This window comes from Dapis hubbardiae BLCC-M172 (genome assembly GCF_050016015.1).
Lineage (GTDB): Bacteria > Cyanobacteriota > Cyanobacteriia > Cyanobacteriales > Microcoleaceae > Trichodesmium.
Window position 1 is genome coordinate 43,564 of sequence record NZ_JBNHEQ010000038.1, and the last position, 8,467, is coordinate 52,030.

At 34.3% G+C, this 8,467-nt stretch carries 4 protein-coding genes; 1 reads left to right on the forward strand and 3 read right to left on the reverse strand.

What is annotated here, in order from left to right; translation table 11 throughout:
• Positions 1-2,381: 2,381 nt before the first annotated feature.
• Complete coding sequence (locus tag ACP6PK_RS04265) at positions 2,382-4,475, reverse strand: sensor histidine kinase (protein WP_426558045.1); 2,094 nt, start codon at positions 4,473-4,475, stop codon at positions 2,382-2,384.
• 296 nt (positions 4,476-4,771) lie between these two features.
• On the opposite strand from ACP6PK_RS04265, the gene ACP6PK_RS04270 reads away from it, so the two are divergent.
• The gene (locus ACP6PK_RS04270) at positions 4,772-4,906 is read left to right on the forward strand and encodes a hypothetical protein (RefSeq protein ID WP_426558047.1); all 135 of its coding nucleotides are present in this window, start codon (positions 4,772-4,774) and stop codon (positions 4,904-4,906) included.
• A gap of 366 nt (positions 4,907-5,272) precedes the next feature.
• Here the strand turns inward: ACP6PK_RS04270 and ACP6PK_RS04275 are convergent, their stop codons facing one another.
• The gene (locus tag ACP6PK_RS04275) at positions 5,273-7,369 is read right to left on the reverse strand and encodes an amylo-alpha-1,6-glucosidase (RefSeq protein ID WP_426558049.1); all 2,097 of its coding nucleotides are present in this window, start codon (positions 7,367-7,369) and stop codon (positions 5,273-5,275) included.
• 719 nt (positions 7,370-8,088) lie between these two features.
• Positions 8,089-8,310, reverse strand: a complete 222-nt coding sequence (locus ACP6PK_RS04280) for a hypothetical protein (RefSeq protein ID WP_426558051.1) — start codon at positions 8,308-8,310, stop codon at positions 8,089-8,091.
• Positions 8,311-8,467 lie beyond the last annotated feature (157 nt).

Genomic DNA, 8,467 nt, shown 5'->3' on the forward strand with positions numbered 1-8,467 from the left:
AAAATAATGTAGGGAGGTTGTATGGAACTTCTCTACATTAGGTTGACTTTATTTTATAGTCTATCTATCTATTTAGGAGCATTAGTCCCAAGATTGTTCTATCTTTACAGATTCTTCATAAAATCTATAAAATTTTTACTGAATCTTTAAAAACAAACAAGGTAAATAGCATACAATAAACACATTAAGGTGGTAAGCGCTGCTCCTACTTGTACTTGGATGGCACTAAGAACAAAAGTAGCGCTTTTTTTAAATAAGAGTTATACCAATTACCATGCATTAATGCTATACTTCAGCTATACTTCACCAGTCAAATAGTTACCAAGATTAAAAGTCTGTTTTTGACAATTATTAGTCGGTTAGTATAGATTTTTCCTACTTTTAACCTATCCCGTAGGGACGTTGCATGCAACGTCTACTTCCCACACTTCTCCACCCAATCAGATATAGCATTCTTTTTGAGAAATGGTATTACATAAATCATTGTTATAATTGTTTTCTACTTTATAATTTTATGGATCAAAGATAGATATTTGATGGGCTAAAGCCCTACTACAAACAAAAACTTTTTATCCCTGATTATCCGCACATTGTATAAATGTAACTCATAATAACTTGTGAGTCAAAGTAACATTCTTTTGGTGTAACTCTAACTGAGTAAAAGCAAGAAATATAACAAAATTTTAATGCAGGTATTAACGCTTCAATACCTAAATATCAAACGCTTCTAATAGGAAAAAATGCAAGGGAGTTACTATCAAGTACGGTTGAAGTAACTAAGTGTGATTTGATGGAAGAAATAGGAAGACTGATAGTAATCTTCCTATTCTATAATCTTGAAAATTTACACTATCAGCTTATACTTAATTAATGAATTAATTCAAAAATATTGTACTTGTAAGCTATACAAAATATAGCGATAGGAGTAAGTAGAAGGGTTAAAGACAAAGTGAAAGTAGATAAGGTAATAAGCGCTGCTCCTACTTGAATTATTTCCAAAATAATAGAAGCAATTTGTTCAGTTTTCTTTTTCATAAGAAACTCCTAAAGAAACTTGGATGGCATTTATATCTAATTATATTAGAGAGTCATAATAAACGGATTACTTTTGAGTGAATTTTCAATAACTTTACCAAATCTTTAAAAAACTATGCTGGAATTTCACTCAATTCAATGGTGTTTCACCGGATATATTTAAAAAAAGTGACTTTTATTACATTTAACTAAGTATTTACGATTAAGCTGATTACTATCTAACAGTTACCACATTTATTATAATTAAGTTATATGTATTAAAAATGAATAAAAAAGGATTGATATAGATTTTAAACTAGAATTATACTGAGTCCTAGGGAACAATCAAGTAATGTTACAAAGCATTGATACCGAGCGAAAACATAATTTTCTAGCTAATATGAAGTTATGGTAAAGTATGTACAAATAATACCAATCGTTAACCCCTACAAATGATGTAGCAAATAGTGTAGTTCCATCTTTTGCGTAAGTCCTGAGAATAAAGTTTGAATAAGAGTTGACTGTATATACAGAAAGAAAGATTGATGAATTTCATGATTCTGTGGAACTTCAGATAAAAATGGTATTATCTGCTATTTGAATCGAGATAATACCAATATCATTTACGGTTGAATACTTATAAAAAATGGGTAATAGGGAACAAAGCGAAAATTAGAGACCTTCCGTGGAAGGTCTCTACAACAATATTGACTGAGTTCTCCTAACAGTTTTTAGAATTAAACTTGACTGTGGAGTTTAGAATTTGACTCTGGTAATGGGAGTTGAGTTTCGGTTTCCGCTCCCAACGAAAATAATGCCTACAGTTCTTTTTTTCAAGATTGCCATCGAATTTTGGATTTTACTCATTTTTTCCTGAAAAAATGAATTGAAGCTAAATTTATTCAACTGGTAGAAAGTATTCAATAAAAATTTAGAAAGCATATTACAGGGTCTCCTCTTGGATTGCACAATAAAACAATTGATCTGATGGTAGTTATGCACCCAATTAGTTAATTTATTCAGTAATATTAATGAACAACAGGAAGGATTTCTGTAATAATGTGTTCAACAGGTAGAAAGTATTCAATAAAAATGTAGAAAGCATACTGATATTTTATAAAACTCGCCATTACTAGCGCGGACTATCGCTCCTCTCAAATTTAGTCCGTGCTGCGAATTTAACTTCTGACTTCAGCTATATATACCACCTAAAACCTGCCACTTAACTACTTATACCATTTCTGATAGCGTAGCTCCTCTGTAAAAGGTATAGCAATACGATATTTGATTGCCATCTCCCCATCTCCCCATCTCCCTATCGCAAGGATATATAGCCAACTTTTTGAGATTTGATCTTAACACTTTCTTCAACCAGCTTTCTGAAAAGATGTCACTTTTTCCTGTTTTTTCAGCTTGACTGGAATCTGAATTACAAATTCACACCCCTCTCCTAATACAGGATTACACTGAATATTTCCTCCATGTTTTTCGACAATAATCTTATAACTAATTGCTAATCCTAAACCTGTGCCTTTACCTACAGGTTTAGTAGTAAAAAATGGATCGAAAATTTGTTTAGATATTTGCTCATTCATACCTAATCCATTGTCAGCAATCCGAATACATATCAAGTTATTCTCTACAATTTCTGTACTAATTGAAATCGTCGGTTTTTTGAGTTTTTCCTGATTTTTTTGTTTGACTAAATCAAGTATTTTGTTGGAGTTTTCATTACTATTTACAACCAAATCTTTCCCAGAAGATACTAAATTTTCTTGAGAAATTTGCCGATTGTTGTTAGTAATTTTTGAATTGATTTTTAAAGTTGTTTGGCTCTGAGGATTAGACTGCTTTTTCATATCTAAAACTGTATGACTTAGCTGTTTCTTTTGAGATATCCAACTCTTGGATAAAAGCGAAATTTCTAAAGCATCTATCGCGTTATTCAAAACATTCATAAATACCTGATTTAATTGTCCTGGATAACACTCAACTAATGGTAAATCTTCGTAATTTTTAATAACTTGAATATCCTCTGATTTTACCCCTGTTCCTAATCCTGTCACTAGATTTAATCGATTTTTTAAAATTAGTAATGTACTGTTAATCCCGTCGTGAATATTTACTAATTTTTTGTCTGATTCATCCAATCTGGCAAAATTACGCAAAGACAAAACTATGGAACGAATACGTTCAGCTCCACTCTGCATTGAAGACATAATTTTTGGCAAATCTTCCTTGACAAAATCTAGCTCTATTTCTTCTATGTGAGATTCAATTTGTGCATCAGGAGTTGGATAATGTTGTTGATAAATATTAATCAATTCTAGTAGGTCTTTAATATATTGATTGCTATAGCTAATATTGCCATAGATAAAACTAATTGGATTATTAATTTCATGGGCAATACCTGCTACCAACTGACCTAAACTAGACATTTTTTCTGTGTGAATTAACTGAGCTTGAGTTTGTCTCAATTCCTGGAGTGCCGTTTCTAGTTGTTCAGCTTTATTCCTTTCTCTTGCTTCTGACTTACGCAGAGCAATTTCAACTTTTTTGCGATCGCTAATATCTCGTGCAAATACACATTGATATTCTTTACCTTTGCATTCTAAATGATTAAGAGTGATTTCTACTGGAAATTTATCCTTACGTTTATTGAAATGATAAGCTTCTATTTTTAGGTGACCGCATTTTTTTAATAAATTCCAATGCAGAGACCATGAATTCTTGGGAAAATCTGAGTTGATGTCATGGATCGTCATTGAGAGCAATTCTTCTGGAGAATATCCTAAAGAATGACAAGCTGCATCATTGACATATATTAGCTTTCCATCTTTAGCTATCCAGAAAACTGCATCAGCAGAACGTTCTATGGCAAACTGACTCAGTTGTAGTTGTTCCTTAACTTGCAGTTGTTTTTTGAGAGCTTGACGCAATTTATTGTTCAAGCAAGTGAGACTTGCAGTATCATTTTCAACTCGTTTTTCTAACAACCAATTTAGGCTCTGAACTGATTTTTCTGCTTGTTTTCGGCGTTTAATTTCTGATACTAATTCAGCATTTACTAACTCTAATTGATTTGGAGTAGGTATAGTTAATGCTGTGGGAGTTAATGATACTATTATGGTGAAAATTGATATGGAAATAATGGCAGTAACAACTGGAAGAAAAACTGAAAGTAAATCACTGGGATACGACAAACTCCAAGTTTTTATTAGATGGGTTGTAGCATAGGATAAGATGCAAATTGCTAGGGTAGGAATTATCCAATTTTTTTCTATATCCTTTCGCTTATGGAGAAAATAGATAATTAAAGCTGCGATTGAATAAAAAGCAAAAGTTATTAAGATATTTGAAGTAGTCTCTAGCCAGACTAATTGAGGTGGGTCTCTCCAGCAATCTCCTATCTGAAGTAGAAGTGTTCGATCTAAATTGTTGAAAAAAAAGTATCTTAACATTGCTAAATAAAGTTCTTTGTTTGTTTTTAAATATTTTGTTGTGTTTATATTAACATAATTAAATTATTCTTATGGCAATTCGATCTTTATGGATAAATATTCATAAAGATCGAATTGCTAGATTTTATATCATGTTCGGTTGAATAGTTATAAATAAGGGGGGAGGAGTCAGGAGTCAGGAGTCAGGAGGGAAGAGAAAAGAATTTGAATGTATAAGGAGGAGAAAGTTTTTTTACAACATATCAGGAATTTATCCGGATTTAAAACCTACTTTTAGTAATGAATAAAGTAATATTATGTCTGGTTGTATAGTAATGAATAATGAGGGGAAGAGTCATTTCAGTTATCAGTTATCAGTTATCAGTTATCAGCTATCAGTTATCAGTTATCAGTTATCAGTACCTCTGGGTTTAGCCAGAGGCTTGACATAAGGAATATTCTCTTTTTTTATCCCTTTAAAAGGGGAGGCTTGAGACCTTTTTTTTGGTCAGGAGGGAAGAGAAGATGGCAATCGAATATAGCATTACTATGCCTCTTTTAGAACCTTATTTTCCAAAGCAAGCAGATTTGATATAACCTTTGCTTTGATTGCTATATATCTTTCTCTACAGCGCTTTTCAAGTTGATGAACCACATCTTCACAACCAAAACCTAGTAGGGAGGTTCCATGGAAAGTCCCTACTGTGGTCTACTGAAATGAAAACTGCTGTAAACCAAAACAGCAGTGAAGTAATTCCTTGGTTGGAACAATTACTTCACTGCTAAATACTGCCCTAAATAAAGGGTTATTTTTGATTTCAATTAACCTTATTAATCACTGACCAAGCTCGCAAAACTTCTGCAACACTCCACGCTTGAGCAATACAACCACGAGGTGTCATCGGTTCATTGCCATCAAAAATTTCACTGATACTACCAATACCATGCACCATTAAATGCTCTGCCATTGGTTTCAATAACTCCTCAGCTTTTACCGGATCATTATAAATTCGTAAATGCGCTACAGCATAAGCACCTATCAACCAACCCCAAACAGTACCTTGATGATAAGCACCATCACGTTGATAAATATCTCCACCATAAACACCCTTATACTTTGGATCGTCGCTAGCAAGACTGCGTAAACCATAAGGAGTTAATAGCTTTTGAGTGCATATATCCATCACCTGTTTTTCTTGCTCTGTTGTCAGGAGAGGAACATAACTATATTTACCAGTTGCTGGCAATGACAACGCAAATATTTGATTCGGTCGCAAAGAAGCATCATTACCATTAGGTGTATCTATTACATCGTAACAGTAACCACCTTCTTGATTCCAGAAACGAGCAAAACCCTTCTCCTTTATCAACCTTGATAATCTTTCATAATCTAGATTATTCTTACCCAACTGTTGGGCAAACTTATCCATGATTTGCAGAGCATTGTACCACAAAGCACTGATTTCAATTGGTTTCCCAATACGCGGTGTCACTACCCAATCATCTACTTTCGCATCCATCCAAGTAAGTTGACTACCTGTTTCACCTGCATAAATTAAACCATCATCAGCATCTAACTGGATATTATAACGAGTACCTCGACGATAGGAGTCAATAATTTCTGCTAACACTGGAAACAATTCTGCTAATAATTTGTCATCTTCGGTTGCTTCATAGTATGCTCGAATTGCCTCAAAATACCAAAGTGTGGCATCTACAGTATTATAATCTGGTTTAGTTGCACCGTCGGGGAAGCGGTTTGGCAACATTCCTTGGTCAACATACTCAGCAAAGGTGAGCAGAATAGACAGGGCGACATCCAATTGTTTTGTACAAATAGTTAAACCAGGTAAACTAATCATGGTGTCGCGTCCCCAGTCTTCAAACCAATGATAACCTGCAAGGATGGTTTTGCCGTATGGATGTTTGGGCGATTTGCGATCGACAATAAATTGGTTAGCTGCTAATACTAATTGGTTGATCCAGTCTGGGGTCTTTTTGGCAGTAGGTTCAGCTTGTGTCTGGGTAAATGATTTCCAGAATTTAATGACTGGATTTTTTACTTCTGATTTAGGTGCTTCGACAGTGGCAAATTTTTGGATTATTTGTTGTTCGTAATTCTGATGAAAAGCTAGTTCTCTCTCGCCATTAGTAGTAGCATTTTCTTTTGTGCTGGCAACTATAGTTAGAGATTTTCCTACTTCTAATTGAGCATTGAAGGTGATGGCGTGTAGGTGGTCTTCTAATTCTTGTTGCCCCCGATATTTTTCTACTGCTAGGTTAAACCCATAATACCAGTCATTAGCAGGTTTAGAGACTACGGTTTTGTCGTCTATTTGGGGATGTGTCAGTAAGTATAGAGGGGTTGCTTTCGGAAAAGCTCTAATACAGATTCCTTGTTTTACCTTATCGGCCCTAACTTGCCAGTCGTTAGCATTGGTATTATGATGATGATCCCGATAGTTGATTAATGCTTTGATGGCTAAATTTAATGGTTGGCTACCACTAAGTAGTTTATAATGAATGTAAGTTGTGTTTTCTCCTTGCTCCATCCATATTCGTTTTTCTAATATTACGTCTGCAAAGGAAAATTTCCATACTGCTATTGTTCCTTCTAAATAGAAGCTTTCTATTTGTTTATAGCCTTCTGGATTTATTGTTCCATCTGCCCAACGGTTACAATATAGGGGGTAGTTTTCCTCTTTATATTCAGCAGTTTCGTCTAATTTTGTTAGCAGTAGAGTGCGCCCTAATGGGGGTTGGAGAGCTGCTATTAGTAGTCCGTGATAGCGACGGGTTAGGAGGTTGGTTATTGTACCGGAGGCGTAACCGCCTATGCCGTTTGTGACTAACCATTCGCGGGATTCAGCTATATTGAGATTACTACAATTTTCTCTTTCAAAACTGATAACCATAAAGAAATTGTTCACTATATATAGTTTTGCAGGGGTTTTTGTTGTAACCCGATTTCTTTATACCATATCGATCTGATTGACGTATTATCTCTAGGATTTTTTCCGTTTTTAATTTGAGCGATCGCTTAAACCTCAATATTTTTCTGGTACTTTAATTTTAGTTGATGTAATAGTCATGTGTAAGGGCGAGTTACTACCAATAAATTTATTATATCAGAATTTTTTGGAGAATGCAACTTTATTTTCTCACGATTTTTTTTGGTGCTTCACAAAATGATAGTACGCTCATTTTTTCTTACTTTCGATTTTAGCGATCGCTTCACCCTCACATACTTTATCGTCAATCTGACTTTTTTGGCGTTGAATAAAAAGTCATGTATAGGGACGAACAACCCCCACTGGTGATTTTATTATATCAGAGTTATTTCCCGAATGCAACCTTTTTCCTTATGGAAGCTTCATAGAATGAAAATTCTAGTCGTTTCTCAGATGTTAGTGTTGATTTTAGCGATCGCTCTCTCCACTCTCTGAAAAAAGTCCAGAAACCGGGTTTGTATTAAATACCCCATCATATAAAATCCGGTTGAATAGTTATTGTATAGTTGGGGGTGGGGAGTAGGGGAGTAGGGGAGTAGGGGAGTAAGGGAGATTGAAGTTAATTATAGAATTATAAACATATACTATATAACCGGATTCTATATCATACTAAAATTTACCTTTCATAAACCCGGTTTCTTGTAACCTCCGTCACCAGAAGTTATACCTAAAATACATTTAGCATCCAATAAAACTAAATCCTGAATATCTAAAACTCGACAACTTTCTGGAACATTTAACAAACTCGGAATTATGCCATTTTCCATCTGCGCTCTAACTAAAGTAGCGGCATTATTATTTAATTGTTGAAGACGATGATTTTTTCTGACATACTCTAAAGTCAATGCCTGAGAATCTAATAACCAAAAATCAATGTCATATTTTTGGATAAAGCAGAAACCGGGTTTGTATTAAATACCCCATCATACTAAAATTTACCTTTCATCAACCCGGTTTCTTGTAACCTCCGTCACCAGAAGTTATACCTAAAATACATTTAGC